This window comes from Gemmiger sp. An120 (genome assembly GCF_002160955.1).
Classification (GTDB): domain Bacteria; phylum Bacillota; class Clostridia; order Oscillospirales; family Ruminococcaceae; genus Gemmiger_A; species Gemmiger_A avium.
Genome location: NZ_NFLN01000001.1, coordinates 64,428 through 85,765, shown reverse-complemented (window position 1 = coordinate 85,765; position 21,338 = coordinate 64,428). Strand labels below are relative to the sequence as shown.

Sequence of the window (21,338 nt, the reverse complement as noted above, 5' to 3'; positions counted from 1 at the left end):
TGGGTCTTACCGACAAGAGGACTGCTCTCTTTGTCGGATTGCTGCATAGTCGATGTCCCCAAAAAGTGGATTCCTCTGCGCTTTTTCTGCCAATTGCAGCTATGTCATTTTGAAGCGGCGGAAAAGAGCAGTTTTTACATATCTTTTTGGGACTGTTTCGGGGCAAATTCGGACAAGGCTGGACCGTTTGCAGGAAAGTCTTTTTCCTGACTGAGCCATTGGATGAACTCCTCGGAAGGGACAACATAAACTTCTGTTCTTTCGCTGTCCGATTCAGCGCTGCAGTAGTAATGGCGGCATCGTGAGGGTGCGTCATCCAGCATGGTATAAAGAGCTACAATGTCCGAAACCATATTGATCTCGATATTATCGTGATCCCTGCGTTGGCGCTCCGGCCGATCCCGTGAGTAGACGTGCCGATAGATCAGCACACAATCTTTGAACCGGCAGGGGGCTTGGTTGTGGAAAAACCGCTGCATTTCAGGGAACAGGATAGAACGAATATAGTCGGCTGATCCATGTTCTTTTTTCGGAAGCAGCATCGGCATCCGCAGTGAGAACCACCCCTCATCTGTGAAGCCGATTTCGACAGGAACTACGGAAGCGGTCTGCTTGGCAACCATCATGGCTGCGTCAGGCGCACCGGTATAAGCCGGCAGTGCTCTGGCAACCAGCACGGCTTTTTCCATCAGTTCCGCTACTCGCAGCGATACATCGTAGGTCAATTCCATGTTTTTAACACCGAACATACAGCGGGTATTGCTCACGGCCATATCGAGCTTGGCCATAAGCCGTTCCAGTTTTGTCAGCGTTCTGGCAAACGAACTGATGTCGTCCATTCCTCATCACCTCCTCGGTAAAACAATACCTCGGGGATTTTCTCCCCGTTGAACTCAACCGTCGCAAACAAACAAGGCGCCGCAGGTAGTACCAGCTGCGACGCCATCTGTATATTGGGTAATACAAAAATGTATTTGGTATCATCGTCCTGCGGATGCAGCAATTTACTCAAGTGCTGTTCACCTTCGTACAAAACCACAATTTCATAGCCGGTGTTCTCTTTCAGAAAGAAGAGTTGCGCCGGGTAAGTCGCAGGATAGTGCGCCATGGGATCGACGACATTGATGAATTTCAGCAGTACCCAAACGGCCAGGATCATTCGCTGATCGGGCTTGCATAATCCATCCAGGCCAAGATAATAGCCGCCGCCAACATCGGTGATCTGCATGTTCCGTTTGAGATTGCGGATGATTTTCTCGGCTGTACTGCGCGGCTTATTATAGAGCATCTGCAGGATCTGCGTTTTGGGCAGGGCTCCGTATTGGGACAGCCATTTGATCACATGCTGCTCATCTTCCAGCAACATAATTTCACCTCCTTGCTGTACGCATTTTCATATCAAATGCGTATTTCATTCTGAATGCGTTTGATTCTGCTGCCGTTCGTGGAGAAGGGTCTCCAGTTCGGCACGGTCAGTGGTAATCATTTCTTTCTCTATTTTGGATGCCTTGATCACCACCGGGACCTTATTATTGTTGGAGCTGATCAGAGCCTCACCCCGTTCAAACTGGGTAATGGCGCGCACTTCTGTGCGGGTAAGCTTGAGCGTTTCCCGGACATGCTCAGCCTCATCGGGTTCGAGGTTCAGGATAATCTTGTTTTTCGAGTTGTTGATAATGGCTCTGCCGTACCGTCCGTCATCAAGACCAAAGAAGTCCGATAGGTCTTGTGTTGCAGAAATTGCAGCGCCGCCAAATCCACGGATGACCTTAAAAATCTCCAGACAGAACTCGGCGGCCATACGGTTGGACCCGGCACCGATGAGCTGCCAGATTTCGTCGATAAAGATGGCCTTCCGTTTGGTACGGTCAGATTTGATTTCATCCCACACATAGTCCAGAGCAATGAACATGCCCACAGGAAGCAACTTTCCCTTCAGTTCACTCAGGTCCAGAACAATATACTTGTTGCTCAAGTCCACATTGGTGGGGCGGTTGAAGCTCTGGGCCGACCCGGTCACAAACCGGCTAATGATGGCCGCCAGTCTTTGTGTCATGGGGTTTTCCTGCAGGTGTTTGTGTAGATCGCCCAGAATCGGCATTTTCTTCATCTTGGGCGGAGTTGCCGACAGATCTTCATATACCGACTGGTTATCATGGGTGATTCCAAAGCCTGCGTAGGTTTTGATCAAAGCCTCATCCAGCATCTGCTCTTCCTCATTGGTGATGTCAGGAATCAGAAGGCCAAAGAAGATCATCAGCTGCTGGATTTTACGGGCAAGAAGAGAATCCATTTCCGAATAGTCAATTTCATCAATGAGTTCCATCTCAGGGGAAATCGTATGACGGATCTCCATGATATTGATACAATGGGGTGATCCCGGTGCTATGCGGATAAATTCACCACCGATCTTGTTGCAGGCACGCCGGAATTCGTGGCCTTTAATCGGAGCAATGATATAGCACTGGATTCCGCGCATTCGCATCCGCAGTGCCAACAGCTGCATGGTGAAGGTCTTACCGGCGCCCGAGGTCCCCAACAAGTTCAGATTGGCATTTTTGTGCATTTTGGTGTTGAACAAGTCCACAATGCACAGGGAATTATTATGCCGGTTGACCCCAAGAAGTACGCCGGTATCGTCGGACATCTCGTAACTCGTAAAGATATAGCTGGAAGCGGCGCCGCTGGTCAGCACGTTCCGCTGTGCCTTTTTCTCCAGTTTGGGGGCTATCTTTAAAAACGGCATGATTGACTGCAGCGCAGCTTCCTGCTGGAAATTGCACTCGCTGATGAACATGTCCATGGATTTGAGCAGGTCGGTCATTTGCTGCTTGCGCCACAATAGCTCCTCGTAGGTCTTTGCTGACACGGTAATGAAGGTGCTCATGTAGAACAAATCTTCGTTGTCATTGGCAATACCGTTTTTGATGTAGTAGCCTGCCTGGATGGAATTGGCCAGCTCCTCGTAGTCGGTGCTTGTGTCCTGCATTCCTTTGATTTTTGTTCGGTTCCACCGGATTCTTTGCGCAACCTTGTCGATGGCTTTGCTGCGGTTTTCGCGCCGCAGATGGATGTCAATGTCGATTCCTTCGCCTGCGTTGATCAGCGCAGACATCCATCCGGCCCGTACCTTGCTGGGGTATCCGTTGCCTCTGATATAAAGGATCGTATAGTATCGCCCGTCCATGATGATGTAGTTGTGGTGGGTAAGGTCGATGCCACGGGGAGCCAAAAAATGTGCGATAGGGATGCTCGGAATCGGGTCAATACCGATGACCTTATTCTCTGCAGCCATGGTATCAACCACGACGCGGTTGACCCGCGACGAAAAAGGTTCATTTACACAGGAATGCCGGTTATAAAACATGTACAAAATCTCTGCGGTGGCTTCATCCGGGTCTTTTGGTTGCACGATGCTGTTTCCACATTGAAGGAAATATGCCCGGGCATTGTGTTCTACGGTCTGAAGTGCAGCATAGATTTTGGCATAATCGTTGCTTTCGTGGCGGCCAACAGCCTCGTACTCAAAGACGAGGAAGAACCGCCTCGTAAGAGCCTCTCGGCTCCCAACGTCACGGATCAGTTCGATGTATTCTTCACCGAGCGCGCGGCACTGTGCGTTGTCCTCCTGTGCCAATTCTGCTTGTACCATTGCGATGTGTTTGTCAGAATCAGCCTTTCGCGTTATGGACTTGAATTGCAGGCGCATAGGGGAGATTTTCAGCCAGCTCGCAAAACTGGAAATAATGTTGTACTGTTCCTCATCGGACCTCAGTGTGAAATTGATGGGCTCGATCTCCAGGATCTTGATGTAACGGCCATCGGACATTTCAAGGATGCCATTCCTCAGATCCCGGATTCCGAGATAGTCCTGGACAAAATCAAGCTTTTGCTTTTTTGCCCTTGGCTTTTTTGCGTTTTTTTCCTGTTTGCTGCGCATATTGGTAACCAACCCTCCTGCAATGAAGCTTACGGCGATGCGTGAAAAAACAGACGATATTCCAGAGATACTGTAAGAGAGAGCCTCCATCAGCTCCCATGAGGGCGACTACTCCAAGCGGCAGCAGGGTCACCGTCATGCAAACGATGCGGATCGTGGTGGGCATGGGTATCCAAAACAGCTCCGGATACCCAACCAGCCCCACTAAAAAGATTGCTTCCACTGCGCATCGGGTCTCCACCATTCCTCCCAGCAGCTTGCCGGAATCGGTGTAGTTTGCGGGGATCGCATAGATATTGCTGTATTCTTTTTCTTCCATTGTCTGAACTCCTGGCTCATTCACTGTTCTGTGATGGCTCCGTCGTCTGGAGCCCGGTCCCGGATAAAACGGGCGCATCATAATCGACGTTGATGGGACGGCGATAATACGACACATAGTCCGGGGAGTTGAGGACAACACCTGAACCACTTGTGCAATGAACCCACATGTGCGCACCATCCTCATTCTCGCCTGCGTATATCAAAACATGGTTGACGGGTACAGTGCCGGGCACAGCCATAAATCCAAGATCGCCCGGAAGCAGTTCCGCCTCCGTGATGGCATAGCTGTTATCCCATTGGTTCCAGCTTCCAGCTTTGATGCTTACGCCCATTGCCGTTTTGAACACCCAGTCCGTGTACCCGCTGCAATCCAGGCCGTAAGGAAGGATCGTGCCGGTTGCGCTGGAGCCGGTAGCCGTGACCACTTTGGGGGTGTTCCATTCATCGTTCCACCCGGCATCGGATTTTCCGCCCCAGAAATATGGAACCTTGCCAACGAGTGACAGTGCTGTTGACAAAATGTGCTTGCGCGTTTCGTTGCAGTTCTGCCGCTCGACAAATGCGATGAGTTCTTCATCTGTGAGCGGAACCGATTCTCCGCCTTGACTGCCGCCCTGGGCACCGTACAGCGTCTTCTGTAAGGCTGTCGCCATATTACTGATAGCTTCACCATAGGTGATTCCAAAGTTGTCATACGGCGCGTCAGGATCGATTCCAAACGCATCCAGAACGACATCCTGATCAAACGGATGGATGGTACATTCCAGATACACAACCGTTTCTGTGCTGGGGGTGAGAGTTTCAGTCCCATCCGGCACATAGTATGTGGCACTGGTCGTGCCGGAGATACGGCCATCGGTGTAAACGGGAACCGTGACATCTTCGGCACGGTATGCAGTGGTGGTTACAGGCTCCAAGGTTGTGATGCTTCCGTCGGGTTCATAGTAGCCCCCTCTGACGGCTACATCATACCGGAATTGCATCTGGCCATTCACGATACCGATAAAGGTTTGACCATATACCACAGTAACGGTAACTTCCCGGTATGTGGTGTAGGTCAGGGGAATGACCCGTTCCTTCTCTTTCTCTTCGCTGGAAATGGGAAACATTTGCTCTGCCACAGCGTCAAGTTTCGCAGTCATATCATCCGCGCTTGTGCCTTGCTGCAGCATGGATGCGGAATACGCAGCCAATACATACGCGGCATTGAAACCGGAGGCACTTTTCGCTTCGTCGATCAATGACTCTATGGACATTTCATAGTCATATCCACCGTCCTGGATAAGTTGATCCACGCGTTCGAGCGCTACCTGGTATCCCCGGTCTACGGCTGCGGAAACTTCAGCAGACATTTCTTCATACGACTGCATCATAGACATGGGGTTGTCCATGTCAACAATCGACCCGTTCAGGCCCAATACGCCGTTGAGCACGACTGAGGGAATGGATACGATCAGAATTACAAATATGAGAAGAAGCACACAAAGACATGCGAGTATCTTAAACAGGGTGTGCCGTAACGACCACGCCGCTGAAAGGATTGCCCCCCACGGGCCACCTGCTGCGGTTCCGGCTGCAATCTCTGATACAGCTTTCCCGCTCTTGATGCCGGATTGTACCAGGGCGGCTGCTCCGTTTGACACAGCTTGTCGGGTTCCGGTTTGCCCAGCTTGCTGGAGAGCATCGCTTAATTGACGGGCAGCACCGGCATAGTTGTCTCTGCCGTCTCCGAATTGCTGTTTTTCCGGTTCTGCCATCTGTTATCCTCCTGAAAAACAAGGCGGGCCAACGGAATGTCACCGAAGGCCCGTCTTGAATATATTTATCGTTTCCGGCGCGGTGGCTGGAAATCATAGTTTTCGCGCCGCTCAGGTTCTTTGAAGCGACTGGGAGTGTTCTTGTAACGGACGGTTTCCACCGAGACCGTTTTAACGTTTTCGCCATCATAAACGGCCTGACCGTTCTCGTAAACAGGACGGCGTTCCACCGCCGCGTCTCCGTGAATTGCAATCCACTGCTTCCCATCGAAGCTCTCGTAGACCTGGTAGTCGCCCCTGGGCGTATCAAACTGTGCGGTGTCATAGAATGCTGTACCGGAACCATCTTCGTGACGAACTTCGAAATGCCCGTCATCACGATGTCTGGAATCAACCGCAACAATCTGCTCCTCAAAGCCAGGCATGAACTTCCGGAATTCAGCCTGATTATACGCGATTGCTGCATCACCCTGTTCAAATCGAGGCGCATCTGCTTTAGGCTGCATAGCATACCATTCCACGCCATTGTCCGACTGCATGACGCTGTGTGGAGCATCTGGCTCGGCAAAGAACGCACTGTTGTACCAGAGCGAACTTCCGTTATCCGTGGTTGCCTCAAGCACACCTTCGCCAACCGTGCGCAACATCGTCCCCTCGGCAGCGCCAGGGAATGTTTCTGCCACCCGGGCAGCTTCCGAAGCACTTCCTGTGAAGTTGGGTGCGTCATAGAAGGCGCCTCTTCCTTCACCGGTTGCGACCTGATACCACGAGCTTCCGTCTGCAGCATTGACCAGCGAGTGAGGCGCCGTCGGGGCCTCAAACTGTGCAGCGTTGAACAGTTCAACATTGCTGGTTTTACCGGCAGCATCGGTTGCCGTCGTGCTGATATGGCCGCCGGTGATCTGCGTGTTGCTCAGAGTATGCCGTCCCAACTGCGGCATATAGTTACCGAGACTGCGGTTCGCAATATCGCCGCCAATGCTACCCGACACACTGTCAGGGCGTGTAGCTACAGAGGAGATGGAATCGCCGGTCAAGGTGGCGCCGTTGCGCGCAGCAATACCGCCAAATGCGCGTCCGACAAAGCCAACACTGCCGCCCAACCCCATTCGACTGCCGCCTTCCACTACAGCATCGCGCACATAGCTATTCGGCTTGAAACGGTTAGCGAACCCAGCTGCAAAACCGGTAGCTGTAGCCGTTCCAGCTGCAGAGGTATTCCGGAAAACACTGCCTGCGCTGCTGGCGCTACCGGCGAATCCGGTAAGCACCCGGGCGGCCATCAGCATTTCCATACCCATGCTGGAACCGGTCTGTGCTACGTTCAGGCCAATGGAGGCCAAGTAGCTGTCAAATCTTTGCGCCGTCTTCAAAAACGCTAATGCGCAGAAGAACCAAAGAAAGATCGAACCATGTCCGGTCGAAACCGCACCGCCGTTTCCAATATACTGGCCCACAGACGAGCTGAAGGCTCGCAGAAACCATACATTCATGACAAGTAACAGGAGCTGCGAGCCGACCATACGGCACCAGCTCTTGAATACCTGGTTGGTTTCTTTGGAGCCACCCATGGCGAAGGCGAGTGGGCTGGTGTAGCAAAGCACACCGACCACGATATACCGTTCTACGGTTTCAAGCAGCAGTTTGAAATAGTTCCAGCCAATCGAAATAAGCAGAATCAGCAGCAGAATTGGAGCAATAACGGTTACTGTCGATGCGATTGTCAGCAAACCATTGCTGAGCGTCTCCTCAAGGCCTGCAAAAGTAAAATCCTCGCTGGTCATGCTGAGATCCAAGAGCGCTGTATATGGAGCACGCGCAATGTCCAATGCCACCATAAATATCGGTCTTGCATACCCGATAAGCAGGGCAAAAATAGAGCTGCGTGCGATTAGATGCAGCGGGTGTTCCGCCTCGGTGATGGGGCCTCCAAACGTCCGAAACAGCTGCCAGACTGTAATCAGAAAAAGAATCGCCCACGCCATATACTGCATGACCGTGTATGCCACCGTGATGAAGGGGAAGTATTCCTCCATAACGGTCATATCGGCACCCAAAGCGTTCAGAAACAGCCCAGATACAGCGTCCATCAGCGAAGAGGCAATGCTGGAGATCCAGGTGATGATCCCTTCAAAAATCCAGTCTAACATGCTGGTTCACTCCTTGCTTTCTCTTCCATGGCTCTCCGTCAGGGCGTATACTGGCCGCCAGAGATCAGCGGCTGCAGGTAAGCAACGATGAAGCCCAGCGAGCTCAGTACGATCCAGGTGATAACAATGCGCTTGAGCCAACCCGTGGCTTCGTCAACAGCCCGCTGATTCCGCGAAACCATACGGATAATCAGTGCGATAGATGCCACTGTAACGGCTACGATCGTGCTGATGGCTACCAGCTCGCCATAGACATCTTGCATGATCGTGGAGAAGCGGCTCCAGATATTCTCACCACCGGTCGCAACATCTTCTGCGAATACCGGCTGTGCGGTAAGCATCGTCATGTAGAGGATGCCAGCAGTGGCGCAAAAAAGCGGCTGCAAGCGCTTTTTGCACAGTGAATAGAGTTTTTGCATTGATTTGTCCTCCTGTTTTTCGATAAAAAATGCCGCTTCCAAAGCTTTGTGCTTCAAAAGCGGCGTTTTCGTTTTGTCCTACTTTGGGACAATATCAGTATACCTTTTTCGCATTTACATGTCATCGGCGCCCACCTTGCCAATTTTGTGCCTTTTTCTTTGCCATCACATTTTCATCAAAGGCTTTCAAGCAATGTGAGGATTTCAAGCCAGGAATCAACCTCGTTGGAAGGAGCGGACCACAAACGAATTGACAGAATGGTGATGGCCTGCTGACGAAGCCGGTAATAGTGACGCGAGGAGATGTCAAGCCGGTACAGCAGGTCAGCATGGCTCAGTTTTTCGGGGGCCAGGTAGGTTTGGTAGATGAGTTCATACATTTTGGGGCCATTGTCAGGCTTTCGTTTCAGAACAGTCAGAGCCTCGTTGACCCGATCCAGCAACAAACGGGACTTTTTTACGCTTTCCAGACGACTCTCCAGTTTGCGGTTCCCAAGACCCATTTCCAGATCCATCTTGCCGAGCAGAGAGTCCAGATCCCCCAGCGGGTGATCCAGATCCGCAGCAATCGTATCGGGGAAACATTCCAGCGCCCATGCGATATTCCGGTATTGTTCCAGGAGCAGCCTTGTGTTGTGATACATACGGCGCTGCTTTTCCTGCTGGGCTTGCCGAATCCGTTCGTCCTTGATCTGATCGTTTCCCAGAATTCCTCGCTGTGTCAAAATCCGGATGAAAGCATCGGACTTTTCTTGTATCTGCTGTTCTTCTTGTTCGTATAATGCCTTTTCGGCAATCGGTTGTTTGGCCACGATAATCCTCCTTATCTTGTCGATCGTTGAAAAACGATTCAGGTGCTTTCGATAAAACTTCACACTCACTGCAGTCAAACATACAATTCTTGCAATTCCAACACAGAGAAAAATACGCGTATTTAATAGAGTGCGAAACTGCAACGCGAGCAATTTCATCCTGTGCTGGGACGCAGCTCGGTTCACCGCTTAGTTGTCTGCTATACCACAAAACCATCTTGCAAAGACGGGCATGGTCTGTGCCAGAAATGTGCGTATTCTGCCCCATAATGCGTATTTTGGTCAAAATGCGTTCAACATCGGCCTGTTTCGGCAATTCAGAATAGGGTTCGGTCGGATACAGGGAATTGAATACCAGGCACCCAAAGGCGCCGGGGAGACGGTAAAGAGGAAAGGCACCCTCATGTTTTCTGAAAAACCTCCAGACCTTAGTCCGTTCCCAGCCCCAGCGTTGACCGAGGTATTCAAGTGTCAGAACTGCTCCGTATTCACCAAACTGAACTGCCGGCGCTAAAAAAGAAAACGCATTGCGTGAATCCTGCCATGTTGTGTGGCACCATAGATCCAGCAATGCGTCTGCTTCTTCAAATTTGTAGTTATGCTTGACAAGCCTCTGTGTGATATTGCGCGGGAGGCAGAGGAAACCATACCCATCTGTGGCATATACTGTTCCGGCTGAGCATCCCTGGCCGGAGCAGCTGATGACCCAGTCGCAGATCTGGTAATCCAATCGTTTGGTCTTCTGATCCAGGCTATACCTTATATAACCGAGCGATTGTAGCTGATCCATAATCTGAAGCGCCTGAGCATGTCGGCGAACTCCGAGGATGCTTTTTAGGCCGACGATTCCGCCAGACCACATACCGGGCACAACTTCATTGTGATAGCCACAATAACATGCCGTGCCTTTTCTGAATGCTGCCCGAGCCGCGAGTCTGCTCCAATAACCCAATACGCCCTTGCCCTGAGGAAGTTGGGCTCTGGGAAGCTTGACCCAACGATATTTGAGCAGGCACTTCATGTCATGGTTCCTCCTGATTGCAGGTTTGGTGTGATGATCTTTGGAACGGTGTGTTTAGATGCGGACTCTTAACCCCTCCAGGTTACTTGTTTTTATGCCGACCAGATACCAGGCTCTCCCCAGTTCAATTCGGGTGGGTATCCACCGGCGACCAATCAGAACGTCGAAAGTCGTGCCGCAGTGCAGGCCCCCATAATAGTTCTCCAATCCGAAGCGAATATCCATGCGCTCATTCTCGCGATCATAAACTAAAACTCCGCTTTTCATAAGGTTCTCCTTTCCTCTCGTTGAAAAAAGCACACTGGAAAGATACCCAGTGTGCTTTTTAACAACAAAGACCGCTACTCACAAATGTGAATAGCGGCCTTTTGATTTACCTATTCGGCGCTTCTCTTTGGCGTAAGATTGGCGTAAGTGTGGCGTAAGTTAGACTATCCAACCCTGAAAAATGGCCTATTTACAGGCTTTTTTTGTGTTGCTCAGTACATGCCGCCCATGCCGTCCATGCCGCCGGGGGCAGCCGGAGCTGCCGGCGGTTCGGGCTCGTCAGCCACCAGGCTCTCGGTGGTCAGAACCATGCTGGCCACGCTGGCAGCGTTCTCCAGAGCGGAACGGGTCACCTTGGTGGGATCCACGATACCGGCCTCGATCATGTCGCCGTAAACCTCATTCTGAGCATCAAAGCCATAGTTGACCTTGCCGGAAGCCATGATCTTGTCGATGATCACGCTGCCTTCCAGGCCGGCGTTCTTGGCGATCTGGCGCAGAGGAGCCTCCAGAGCCTTCAGGACGATCCGGGCGCCGGTGCGCTCGTCACCCTCCAGCTCGTTGCAGACCTTCTGCACAGCGGGCATGGCGTTGATGGGGGCGGTACCGCCGCCGGCCACAATGCCCTCTTCCACAGCCGCCTTGGTGGCGTTCAGGGCGTCCTCGATGCGGAGCTTCTTATCCTTCATCTCCACTTCGGTAGCAGCGCCGACCTTGATGACGGCCACGCCGCCGGCCAGCTTGGCCAGACGCTCCTGCAGCTTCTCCTTATCGAAGTCGCTGGTAGCAACCTCCATCTGGGCACGGATCTGGGCCACACGGTCCTTGATGGCCTGCTTGTCGCCCATGCCGTCCACAATGGTGGTGGTCTCCTTGGTGACCTTGACCTGACGGGCACGGCCCAGCATGTTCACGGTGGCATCCTTCAGCTCGTAGCCCAGCTCCTCGCTGATGACCTGACCGCCGGTCAGGATGGCGATATCCTGCAGCATCTCCTTGCGGCGGTCGCCGAAGCCGGGGGCCTTGACAGCCACGCAGGTGAAGGTGCCGCGCAGACGGTTGACAATCAGGGTGGACAGGGCCTCGCCCTCCACATCCTCGGCCACGATGACCAGCTTCTTGCCGCTCTGCACGATCTGCTCCAGCAGGGGCAGGATGTCCTGGATCACGCTGATCTTCTTGTCGGTGATCAGGATGTAGGCGTCGTCAATGACGGACTCCATCTTCTCGGTATCGGTGACCATGTAGGGGGTGATGTAGCCACGGTCGAACTGCATGCCTTCCACGACCTCGGAGTAGGTCTCGGCGGTCTTGCTCTCTTCAATGGTGATCACGCCGTCGGCACTGACCTTCTCCATGGCCTCGGCGATCAGCTCGCCCACGGTGGCGTCGCCGGCGGACACGGTAGCCACACGGGCGATGTCCTTGGAGCCGGAGATCTTCTGGCTGTTGGCGGCAAACGCTTCCACAGCGGCCTTGACAGCCTTCTGCATGCCGCGCTTCACATCCATCGGATTGGCGCCGGCCGCCACATTCTTCATGCCCTCGTTGACCAGAGCCTGCGCCAGAACGGTAGCGGTAGTGGTACCGTCGCCCGCGGCGTCGTTGGTCTTGGTGGCGACTTCGCGCACCAGCTGAGCGCCCATGTTCTCAAAAGCGTCCTTCAGTTCGATCTCCTTGGCGATGGTCACACCGTCGTTGGTGATCACCGGGCTGCCGAACTTCTTGCCCAGCACCACATTGCGGCCCTTGGGCCCCAGGGTGATCTTAACGGTATCGGCCAGGGTGTCAATGCCGCGGGAAAGGGCCTTGCGGGCCTCTTCACCATGCAGAATCTGCTTTGCCATAGTAACTCTCTCCTTTTTGGGCGGCCGCGCCCTCAAAGCGGGCCGTTGTCAGTATTAGCTGTGAATGTCAGGAACGATGCGTCCGGGATTACTCCACGATAGCCAGGATATCGCTCTGGCGCACGATGGTGCACTCCTCGCCGTCCACCTTGACCTCGGTGCCGGAATACTTGCTGGTGAGCACCTTGTCGCCCACCTTGACCAGCATCTCGACCTCTTTGCCGTCCACAAGCCCGCCGGGGCCTACAGCCAGCACTTCGGCAACCTGGGGCTTCTCCTTGGCGGAACCGGCCAGGATGATGCCGCTCTTGGTGGTTTCTTCTGCTTCCACGGTCTTGATGACGACCCGGTCAGCAAGAGGTCTGATCTTCATAACGCATAGCCTCCTAAGCTTGTATAATAAATTTTGCTTTGTTTTTGTTTAGCACTCATTATCCCTGAGTGCTAATACATATTTTACGCAGTTTTGATACAAAAATCAAGAGGGTAAAATAAAAATTTTTTGTGAACAGTTTGCAAAAGCGGCCCCGGACTGCCAACCCGCCAAAGCGGGCGGCCCGGGGCCGCTGTATCAGGATATGCAATAACTGCGCGGGTTATCCTTCGGCAGGCAGAACAAACCGCACCGCGCCGGGCACCACCCGGGCTTCCAGGCCGGGAAGCGGGGCGCACTCCCCGTCCCGGTTCACCACAATGTTGCCGCCGTCTGCCGGGTGCACCGTCACATGCCGGGCCCGGGTGGTCCAGATCACGTCCTGCAGCTCCGGCAGGACCTCCCCGTTCCGCATGTGCCGGCCCTCCTTATACAGGCCCAGCACCCGGGCAATGCGCAGCAGACTGATACGGCGCACCACCACCACGTCCAGCAGGCCGTCGGTCAGGCTGGCCTGGGGCGCGGCATAAAATCCGCCGCCATAGGTACTGCCGTTGCAGACAGCCGCCATCAGGCAATCCTGTTCCATACGCTGCCCGTCGATCTCCAGCACCAGACGGCGCCCCAGCGGGCCCAGCAGCTGCTGCAGGATGGACAGTTTATAGGCCATCGTGCCGCCGCACAGCGGGATGCGCCGGAATTTCGGGATGCCATAAGCCACCTGGGCGTCCAGCCCGGCGGAACAGATGGCCGCGCAGTATCCCCGGTCGGTCAGGATCACGTCCAGCGACTGGGCTTCGCCCCGGATCTGGGCCTTTACATCCCGGAACCGCTCGATCGGGCAGGCAAAATTGCGCACAAAATCGTTGCCGCTGCCCAGCGGCAGACAGGCCAGTTCCACCTGCGGATGGCCGGCCGCCCCCTGCAGGATTTCATTGAGGGTGCCGTCGCCGCCGCAGGCGTACAGCCGCACCGGCCGCCCGCAGGCTGCCATATCCCGGGCAATGCGGGCCGCATCCCCCGCCGCCCGGGTGATTTCCACCCGTACGTCCACGCCCAGTTCCCGGCTGACCTGCCGGATACGGGGTTCCAGTTCCACCGCCGCATTGGTTTTGCCGGCCACCGGATTGATGATGAAGATATGTTCCATCGGATCGTCCTTTCACGGCGGCAGAGAGCCGCCGGTCTGATTCCTTCTTTTTTATTGTACCGGAACTGCGGCCCCGGGGCAATAGGCAGACCCGCCATAACCGGTTTTCTGCACAAAAAAGGACTGCGTTCCTCACGGAGCACAGTCCTGTATGGCGTTGGAAGAATCAGTGGATAAAGGCGCTGTGGATGGCAGCCACGGCCCGGTCAGCCTCGGCCTGGTCGATAATCACGCTGATCTTGATCTCACTGGTGGAGATCATGCGGATGTTCACATTGGCCTCATACAGGGCCTCGAACATGCTGCTGGCCACGCCGGAATGGCTCTGCATGCCAGCGCCCACGATGGAGACCTTGGCCACGCCGGTGTCCACCTTGATGTCGGTGCCGCCGATACGGCTCAGGTTCTCACGCAGGACGGCCAGGGCCAGTTCCGCGTCGGAACGGGGCACGGTGAAGGTCAGGTCCTTGCTGTCGTCACGGCCCACGCTCTGCAGGATGATGTCCACGTTGATCTTTTTCTGGGCAAGAGCCCCGAACACCTTAAAGGAGATGCCCGGCACGTCCGGCACCTCCAGGATCGAGATGACGGCCACGTTGTCGTCCTTGGCCACCCCTTTGATCAGCATACCTTCCACGTCTGCTACCTCCTTCACAATGGTGCCGGGGATCGGATTGAGGGAGGACAGAACCTCCAGCTCCACCCCGTATTTCTTGGCAAGCTCCACGCTGCGATTGTTCAGTACCTGCGCGCCCAGGCTGGCCAGTTCCAGCATCTCGTCAAAGCTGATCTCCTGCAGCTTGCGGGCGTTCTTAATATGACGGGGATCGGCGGTGTACACGCCCTCCACGTCGGTGTAGATCTGGCACCGGTCCGCATGCAGTGCCGCCGCAATGGCCACCGCGCTGGTATCGGAACCGCCGCGGCCCAGGGTGGTGATGTCGTCCATCCGGTTCAGGCCCTGGAAGCCGGCCACTACCACCACACGGTTGCGGGCCAGTTCACTCTCGATACGCTCGGTGTCCAGCTTGGTGATGCGGGCCTTGGTATAGGCCCGGTTGGTACGGAAGCCCGCCTGCCAGCCGGTCAGGCTGATGGCCGGGGTGCCGATGGAATCCAGCGCCATGGCCAGCAGCGCAATTGAGATCTGCTCGCCGGTGCTCAGCAGCATATCCATCTCCCGCTGGGAGGGGTCATGGGTGATCTCCGCCGCTTTTTCGATCAGGTCGTCGGTAGTATCGCCCTGGGCAGACACCACCACCACCACATCGTTGCCCGCATTGCGGGTGTTGGCCACGATCCGGGCCACGTTGAAGATCCGTTCACGGTCGGCAACCGAGCTGCCGCCGAACTTTTGCACGATCAACGCCATATCATCACTCCTTCAAACGATTCGGCAAACGCCGTTATTCAACCACAGCGCCGGTATTATCCGGCAGCAGGCGATGCAGGGTAAAGGCTTTGAGCGCATCGTCCTGGGCCAGGCATTCCGCCGCCCGGGCAAAGAACCGCTCGTCGCTGCGGTGCAGGACCGCCATAATGGTGGGGCCCGCGCCGGACAGGTAAACCGCGTAGGCGCCCAGATCCAGCGCCAGTTCAAACACCTCCGTACCGCCGGGAATCAGCGGCAGACGGTATTTCTGATGCAGCGCGTCCTTGGTGGCCACATGCAGCAGGTCATATTCCCCGTCGCAGAACGCGGCGGTGGCCAGAGCGGCCCGGCTCAGGTTATAGACCGCATCTTTATGGGAGACAGTCCCCGGCAGGGCCTGACGGGCCTGCTCGGTGAGCAGCTTGAAGTTGGGCACGAAGGCGCCGAACACCAGGTCTTCCCGGATATCCTTTTTTACGCTGTACACCTGGCCCTCGTCAAAGGCGCTGGTAACAAAACCGCCCAGCATGGCGGGGGCCACGTTGTCCGGATGGCCCTCAATGGCGGTGGCCAGCGTGAGCATCTGCCGCCGGGTGAGCGGGCCGCCCAGCAGGGCGTTGGCCCCCAGGATGCCCGCCACGATGCAGGCGGAACTGGAACCCAGGCCCCGGGCCATGGGGATGGTGTTGGTCTGCACCATGCGCAGGCCGGTGAACGGCCGATCCACCTGGTCATACACGGCCTTGGCCGCCCGGTAAACCAGGTTGGAAGAACCGGTGGGCACCTTGGTACCGTCGGAGGTAGAGATCTCCAGACGGTCGCAGGGAGAGAATTCCACCACGTTGTACATACCTACCGCCAGGCCCAGCGCGTCGAATCCGGCGCCCACATTGGCGCTGGTGGCAGGAACGCGAACTCGGATCATCAAGCACTCCTCCTCATTCTTCCAGACGGCGCAGCACCTGGTGCACCGTACCGCCGGCGGCCGCCACTTTTTGTTTCAGGGCTTCCAACGCATCGGGGGTGAGCGCCGGGGTCAGCCAGCAGAGCTGGCCTGCCTGCGCAAGCACCGGCTCGCCGCCGCAGAAAGCGCTCATTTCGTTCTCGCCCACACCGGATACCCGCACCAGACAGACGGCGGGCGCCGGGTCCTGCAGCAGGCCCTCCGCGGGGGCGGCCTCCTGCCAGAACAGGCTGTCGTGGATGTGGGAACCATTCTTGAGCGCGTCGATCACATCGGCCACCACCGCGCTGGCGGTGGGCAGTTTGCCCGCGCCCTTGCCGTAGAAGATCACGTCGCCCAGCATATCGCCCTTGACCAGCACCGCGTTGAATACGTCTTCCACGCCGGCCAGCTGGCTGGTCTGGGGAACCAGCATGGGCTCCACACCGGCCCAGACCTGCCCGTTTTCGTCCTGGCGGGAGTGGACGATCAGCCGCACGACCCCGTCCAGCCGGGCCGCCGCCTGCACGTCCAGGATGGTCACATCCCGGATGCCGCGGGTGGGCACGTTCTGTGGATAAATATGATGGCCGAACGCCAAACTTGACAGGATGCTGATCTTGCGGCAGGCATCGGGGCCGTCCACATCGTCGCCCGGATCCCGGGTCTCGGCGTAACCCAGCTGCTGGGCCAGCTTGAGGGCCTCGGCAAAATCCATGCCTTCGCGGGCCATCTTGGTAAGCATAAAGTTGGTGGTACCGTTCACAATCCCCTGCACCTGGGTAATCACGTTGGCTGCCAGGCACTGGTGCATGGGGGTGATAATGGGGGTACCGCCGCCCACGCTGGCCTCAAACAGGAATGCCGCCCCGTGGGAACGGGCAATGGCCAGCAGTTCCGCCCCGTGGGTAGCCACCAGTTCCTTGTTGCTGGTGCAGACGCTGCGGCCGCTTTCCAGCGCGGCTTTTACATACGGATAGGCAAACCGCACCCCGCCGATGGTCTCCACCACCACCCGGACCTCCGGGTCGGACAGGATCACATCGATGTTATTGACAAACAGGGCGGCGTCCGGATGGCCGGAGAAATCCCGGATATCCAAAATATACTTGACCTCCACCGGTTCCCCGGCGCGGCGGCCGATCCCGGCGGCGTTGCGGCGGATGACCTCCAGCACACCGCTGCCCACCGTACCGAATCCGAGTATTGCGATCTTAGCCATAAGGCGTTCTCTCCCCTCTTTACAAATGGTAACGGGGGATCACACCCCCTGGCGCACCTCCACCACTGTGCGCTGACGGCCCAGACGGAGCAGCATCTCCTCCACCGACATCTGCATGGTGTTGGTTCGGATGGAAACCGCCACCTGCGCGGCGCCGTTTTCCGGCGTGGACTGGTTGATGGTCACAATGCTGGCGCCGGCGTCGGATATCCCGGCCAGAAGCGCCTGCAGGGCACCGGTTTCGTCCAGCAGCGTGGCCAGGACCGTGACCACTTCCCGGCTGTTTTCCGCGTCAAAGACACAATCCTTGTACTTATAGAAAGCGCTGCGGGAAAGCCCCACCTGCCGGGCCGCGCCGGAAATGTTGGCCGCCGCGCCGGACGCCAGCAGTTCTTTGGCACGCACCACCTTGATGAACACCTCCGGCAGAACCTGCACGTCCACCAGCAAGAACTTTCGCTGCATTGATGTGTCCTCCATATGCGAACAGTTGTTTTTGAAACTAAGCCTACTATACCACTTTTCCATGATAGAGCGCAAGAGAAAAAACAGCTGCGGACAGGCTTTTCGGCGGTTTTTGGCGATATGCCACAGATTTGTAAACAATACCGGCCGCCGGACACACACAATACACAAACCCCGACCTGTGCGCCGAGTGCATACACAGGCCGGGGTTTTCCAGCTGAAAACGCTGTTTTACGGATGCAGGATGCAGGTGTCGGGCACGTTGCTGCTCAGGTAATAGCCCACCCGGGTATTGGGGCAGTTGGGGCCCGCGATATCGCCGCTGTCGGCGCAGAAGGTCAGCTGCAGCACATCGGAGGAGGAGTTGAACTCCTTCTTCTCCAGGCCGTCCTGCACGATGTTCATATAGTCGCGCCAGACCTTCTTCATGGGATCGTTGCTCTGGTTGCGGATATCCCGCATGCTCTTGGGCTGGTCATAGCCCCACCACATGCTGGTGACGTAGTAGGGGGTCAGGCCCACAAAGGTGTAATCCTTCCAGTCGTTGGTGGTACCGGTCTTGGCGGCAGCGGCCATATTGCCGCCGGTGGGCGCCATGCCCGCCGCTGTACCGTTGATCAGCACGTTCTGCAGCATCCGGTTCATAACCATGGCCGCCCCTTCGTCCAGGGCCTGGGTCACGGTGATGTCGCTGGTCTTGTCGATATACACGTCACCGTTGGCATAGGTGATGGCGGTGTACAGATGGGGGGTTACATAGGTGCCGCTGTTGAAGATCTGATAAGCGGCCGCCAGCTCCAGCGGACTGATACCGACGGTCTGGCTGCCCAGTACCATCGGGCCGTAGTCCATATCCGTCTCGGCGGACAGCTTGCTCAGGTGCAGGGTGGTATGGGCAAAGTCAAACATACGGTTGACGCCTACCCGGCTGCCTACCCATACCGCAATGGTATTCTTGGACTTGGACAGCGCATCACAGGCCAGGATCGGCTGGTTGGTGATGGAGTCCACGTTGGCGGGCCAGGACTTGAACGCATTGGGGTCCGCCTGCACGCGGGCATCGTTGACGTTCAGCGGATAGCCCATCCGGTTGCAGTAATCCACGTCCAGAACCTTTTTGTCTTCCTTGGTATAGAACGGAATGTCCATAAAGGGCATGGAGTAGTGGATCGCACCGTCCTGAATCGCCAGGGCATAGGCGGTAAGGGGCTTCATGGAAGAACCGTTGGGCCGGTAGCCCTCGGTAACACGGTTGTAGGTCAGGTTGCCGGTCTTCTCGCCCAGGCCGCCCACCAGGGCTTTGACCTCGCCGTTGTAGTCGATGGTGACCATGGCCGCCTGCGCGTCCACATAGCGGTAGTACTTGCCGTCCTTGCTCTGCTTGAGGGTGCCGTCCTCGTTATAAACGGGGATGTCATCCTCGCCCAGGGCATCCACCTCCTGCTGGTAGGTCATATCCGGGAAGTACTTGTGATCCTCGTTGTACATGAACTCTTCCATGGTACGCTGCATGTCGATGTCCATGGTGGTGTAGATCTTCAGACCGCTGTTGTACAGAATATCGTAGGCGGCGCTTTCCTCGCCCGCTTCCAGGCCCTCTTCTTCCATGATGTCCTGCACCGCCGCCTTGATGACTGCGTCGGTGAAGTACGAGTTAATGGAGGAATTGGTGCTGGAAGCCGTGTCGTCCGCGCCGGTGGCCAGCACCAGCGGCGAAGCCACTGCCTGGTCATACTCCGACTGGGTGATCTTGCCCTGCTCCAGCATCAGGCCCAGGATATGATTCCGGCGGGTGATGTGGTTCTCCGGGTTGATGATCGGGCTGAACTTGGTGGGGCTCTTGGTGATGGCGGCGATGGAGGCACACTCGGCCAGGGTCAGATCGCCCACGTCCTTGCCGAAATAGGCCTGCGCACCGGCCTGCACACCGGCGATGGTACCGGTCAGGCTGATGGTGTTCATGTAGGCTTCCAGAATGGTATCCTTGCCGTACTTATCGTCCAGCCAGATGGCACGGAAGATCTCACGGATTTTACGCATGGGATCGGTGTCATCGTCGCCCGTGATATTTTTGATCAGCTGCTGGTCGATGGTGGAAGCGCCCTGCTGGGAAGAATACAGCGTGATGCGGCCGCCGGTGAGCTTATCCAGGAACAGGTTGATGGTGGCCGAAATGGTACGCTTCCAGTTGACGCCGTTGTGCTCGTAGAAGGTTTTGTCCTCGGTGCACACGAACGCCCACTTCAGGTTGTCAGGTACTTCGCTGTGATCGACCCATTTGCGGTCGTTGTTGCGGCTGAGCTCGGCGGTGACCTCCCAGTTGCCGGTATCGTCGTTATAGGCCAGCAGCTGGGTGGTATAGGACAGTTTCATGTTGTCCAGATCCAGAAGGGTCGCGTCATCCTCGGTGACCTTGACCACATACATGCTCAGCAGCACGGCCAGCACCGACGCCACCATGATGCCCAGGCAGCAGCAGATGCAGAACAGCCGGACCAGGAAGCGCAGCACACGCCATTTCTTTTTCTTTTTGCCGCCGCCCCGGCGGGGGGGCTGACCGCCATCTCCGGAACCCTGGGCCGCGGGCCGGGGCTCGGCACTGCGGTGGGTCTGGCTGGTGGAAATCACCCGCCGTCCGGAGGACGGATGGGATGAAGAATGGTTGCTGGTTGCCATGAAAGGGGACCTCCTTGTAAACCTCTCGTTCAGGGGAAATACAGCCGCTCTGCGGCCGGAAAGCAAGGGGATGCACATGCGGCAATTTGCTGCATGTAGTGATATTATACCACAACCACCCGTCAAAAGTATAGAGACCACCGGTGAAAATTGCCGTTTGGCCACCGGTGAAAATTGCCGTTTGGGCGGTTGAAACCGGGAAATCGGGCCAAACTAAGCCTGATACCGTTTGCCATGGTATCGGATAACGCAAGAACGCGCAAAGGAGGATTTCCGAATGAGCAAGCGATGGTTTTGGGTGCTGGCGGCCCTGTGCGCACTGGCGCTGGCACTGGCGCTTTTGTGGATGCTGGCCCCCCGCTCGGTGGAACCGGCGCCCCGTCAGCCGCTGTATATCCTGCGGGATGTGAACGGGCGGGTGGCCCGGTATGAACCGGACCAGGATACCGCGCAGCCCCCTGCCGAAGTATACGCCGGGGTATACACCAACCTGTTGCCGGAGCAGGACGTGCTGGCACTGCGGGAAGGCATCCCGGTTTACAGTGAGGAAGAGCTGCAGCGGCTGCTGGAGGACTTTGGCTGGTAAGGGGTGGAAATACCATT

At 56.1% G+C, this 21,338-nt stretch carries 18 protein-coding genes; 1 reads left to right on the top strand and 17 read right to left on the bottom strand.

Translation table 11 applies throughout. The features are described 5' to 3' along the window. Positions 1-134: 134 nt before the first annotated feature. The 17 genes from B5E65_RS00375 to B5E65_RS00300 form a co-directional block, all read right to left on the bottom strand. Positions 135-839, bottom strand: coding sequence for a DUF6100 family protein (locus B5E65_RS00375; protein ID WP_087169799.1), 705 nt, complete (start codon positions 837-839; stop codon positions 135-137). Continuing rightward, positions 806-1,366 (bottom strand): DUF5697 family protein, encoded by a 561-nt coding sequence (locus tag B5E65_RS00370; RefSeq protein ID WP_087169798.1) that lies wholly within the window; start codon positions 1,364-1,366, stop codon positions 806-808. The genes B5E65_RS00375 and B5E65_RS00370 overlap by 34 nt, the downstream gene beginning before the upstream one ends. A gap of 45 nt (positions 1,367-1,411) precedes the next feature. Next, positions 1,412-3,940, bottom strand: coding sequence for a VirB4 family type IV secretion system protein (locus tag B5E65_RS00365; RefSeq protein ID WP_206406257.1), 2,529 nt, complete (start codon positions 3,938-3,940; stop codon positions 1,412-1,414). Then, entirely contained in the window at positions 3,882-4,259 is a 378-nt protein-coding gene (locus B5E65_RS16770) for a hypothetical protein (protein ID WP_206406256.1), read from the bottom strand. The genes B5E65_RS00365 and B5E65_RS16770 overlap by 59 nt, the downstream gene beginning before the upstream one ends. 16 nt (positions 4,260-4,275) lie before the next feature. Further along, positions 4,276-6,018 (bottom strand): NlpC/P60 family protein, encoded by a 1,743-nt coding sequence (locus tag B5E65_RS00360; protein WP_242957441.1) that lies wholly within the window; start codon positions 6,016-6,018, stop codon positions 4,276-4,278. 65 nt (positions 6,019-6,083) lie between these two features. After that, positions 6,084-8,168: a hypothetical protein gene (locus B5E65_RS00355; protein WP_087169797.1), complete on the bottom strand. Its 2,085-nt coding sequence runs from the start codon at positions 8,166-8,168 to the stop codon at positions 6,084-6,086. Between the two features lie 38 nt (positions 8,169-8,206). Next, on the bottom strand, positions 8,207-8,587 hold the full coding sequence (locus B5E65_RS00350) for a hypothetical protein (protein WP_242957440.1): 381 nt from the start codon (positions 8,585-8,587) through the stop codon (positions 8,207-8,209). A gap of 176 nt (positions 8,588-8,763) precedes the next feature. Then, complete coding sequence (locus tag B5E65_RS00345; RefSeq protein ID WP_087169796.1) at positions 8,764-9,399, bottom strand: hypothetical protein; 636 nt, start codon at positions 9,397-9,399, stop codon at positions 8,764-8,766. Between the two features lie 1,075 nt (positions 9,400-10,474). After that, entirely contained in the window at positions 10,475-10,687 is a 213-nt protein-coding gene (locus tag B5E65_RS00340; RefSeq protein ID WP_087169795.1) for a DUF5348 domain-containing protein, read from the bottom strand. Positions 10,688-10,899: 212 nt separating this feature from the next. Beyond that, complete coding sequence (gene groL, locus B5E65_RS00335) at positions 10,900-12,534, bottom strand: chaperonin GroEL (protein ID WP_087169794.1); 1,635 nt, start codon at positions 12,532-12,534, stop codon at positions 10,900-10,902. Positions 12,535-12,622: 88 nt separating this feature from the next. Next, positions 12,623-12,907 carry a co-chaperone GroES gene (locus B5E65_RS00330; protein WP_087169793.1) on the bottom strand — a complete coding sequence of 95 codons (285 nt, stop codon included), beginning with the start codon at positions 12,905-12,907 and terminating at the stop codon, positions 12,623-12,625. A 223-nt stretch (positions 12,908-13,130) separates the two neighbouring features. Then, on the bottom strand, positions 13,131-14,057 hold the full coding sequence (locus B5E65_RS00325) for a diacylglycerol/lipid kinase family protein (RefSeq protein WP_087169792.1): 927 nt from the start codon (positions 14,055-14,057) through the stop codon (positions 13,131-13,133). 166 nt (positions 14,058-14,223) lie between these two features. Next, entirely contained in the window at positions 14,224-15,429 is a 1,206-nt protein-coding gene (locus B5E65_RS00320) for an aspartate kinase (RefSeq protein ID WP_087169791.1), read from the bottom strand. Between the two features lie 34 nt (positions 15,430-15,463). Further along, positions 15,464-16,354, bottom strand: a complete 891-nt coding sequence (gene thrB, locus B5E65_RS00315; protein ID WP_242957439.1) for a homoserine kinase — start codon at positions 16,352-16,354, stop codon at positions 15,464-15,466. 13 nt (positions 16,355-16,367) lie between these two features. Then, on the bottom strand, positions 16,368-17,594 hold the full coding sequence (locus B5E65_RS00310) for a homoserine dehydrogenase (RefSeq protein ID WP_087169789.1): 1,227 nt from the start codon (positions 17,592-17,594) through the stop codon (positions 16,368-16,370). A gap of 39 nt (positions 17,595-17,633) precedes the next feature. Beyond that, on the bottom strand, positions 17,634-18,059 hold the full coding sequence (locus tag B5E65_RS00305) for an ACT domain-containing protein (protein WP_242957438.1): 426 nt from the start codon (positions 18,057-18,059) through the stop codon (positions 17,634-17,636). Positions 18,060-18,290: 231 nt separating this feature from the next. Next, entirely contained in the window at positions 18,291-20,735 is a 2,445-nt protein-coding gene (locus tag B5E65_RS00300) for a transglycosylase domain-containing protein (RefSeq protein WP_158098469.1), read from the bottom strand. 277 nt (positions 20,736-21,012) lie between these two features. Here B5E65_RS00300 and B5E65_RS00295 point away from each other — a divergent pair, with 277 nt between their 5' ends. After that, complete coding sequence (locus tag B5E65_RS00295) at positions 21,013-21,321, top strand: BofC C-terminal domain-containing protein (RefSeq protein WP_087169786.1); 309 nt, start codon at positions 21,013-21,015, stop codon at positions 21,319-21,321. Positions 21,322-21,338 lie beyond the last annotated feature (17 nt).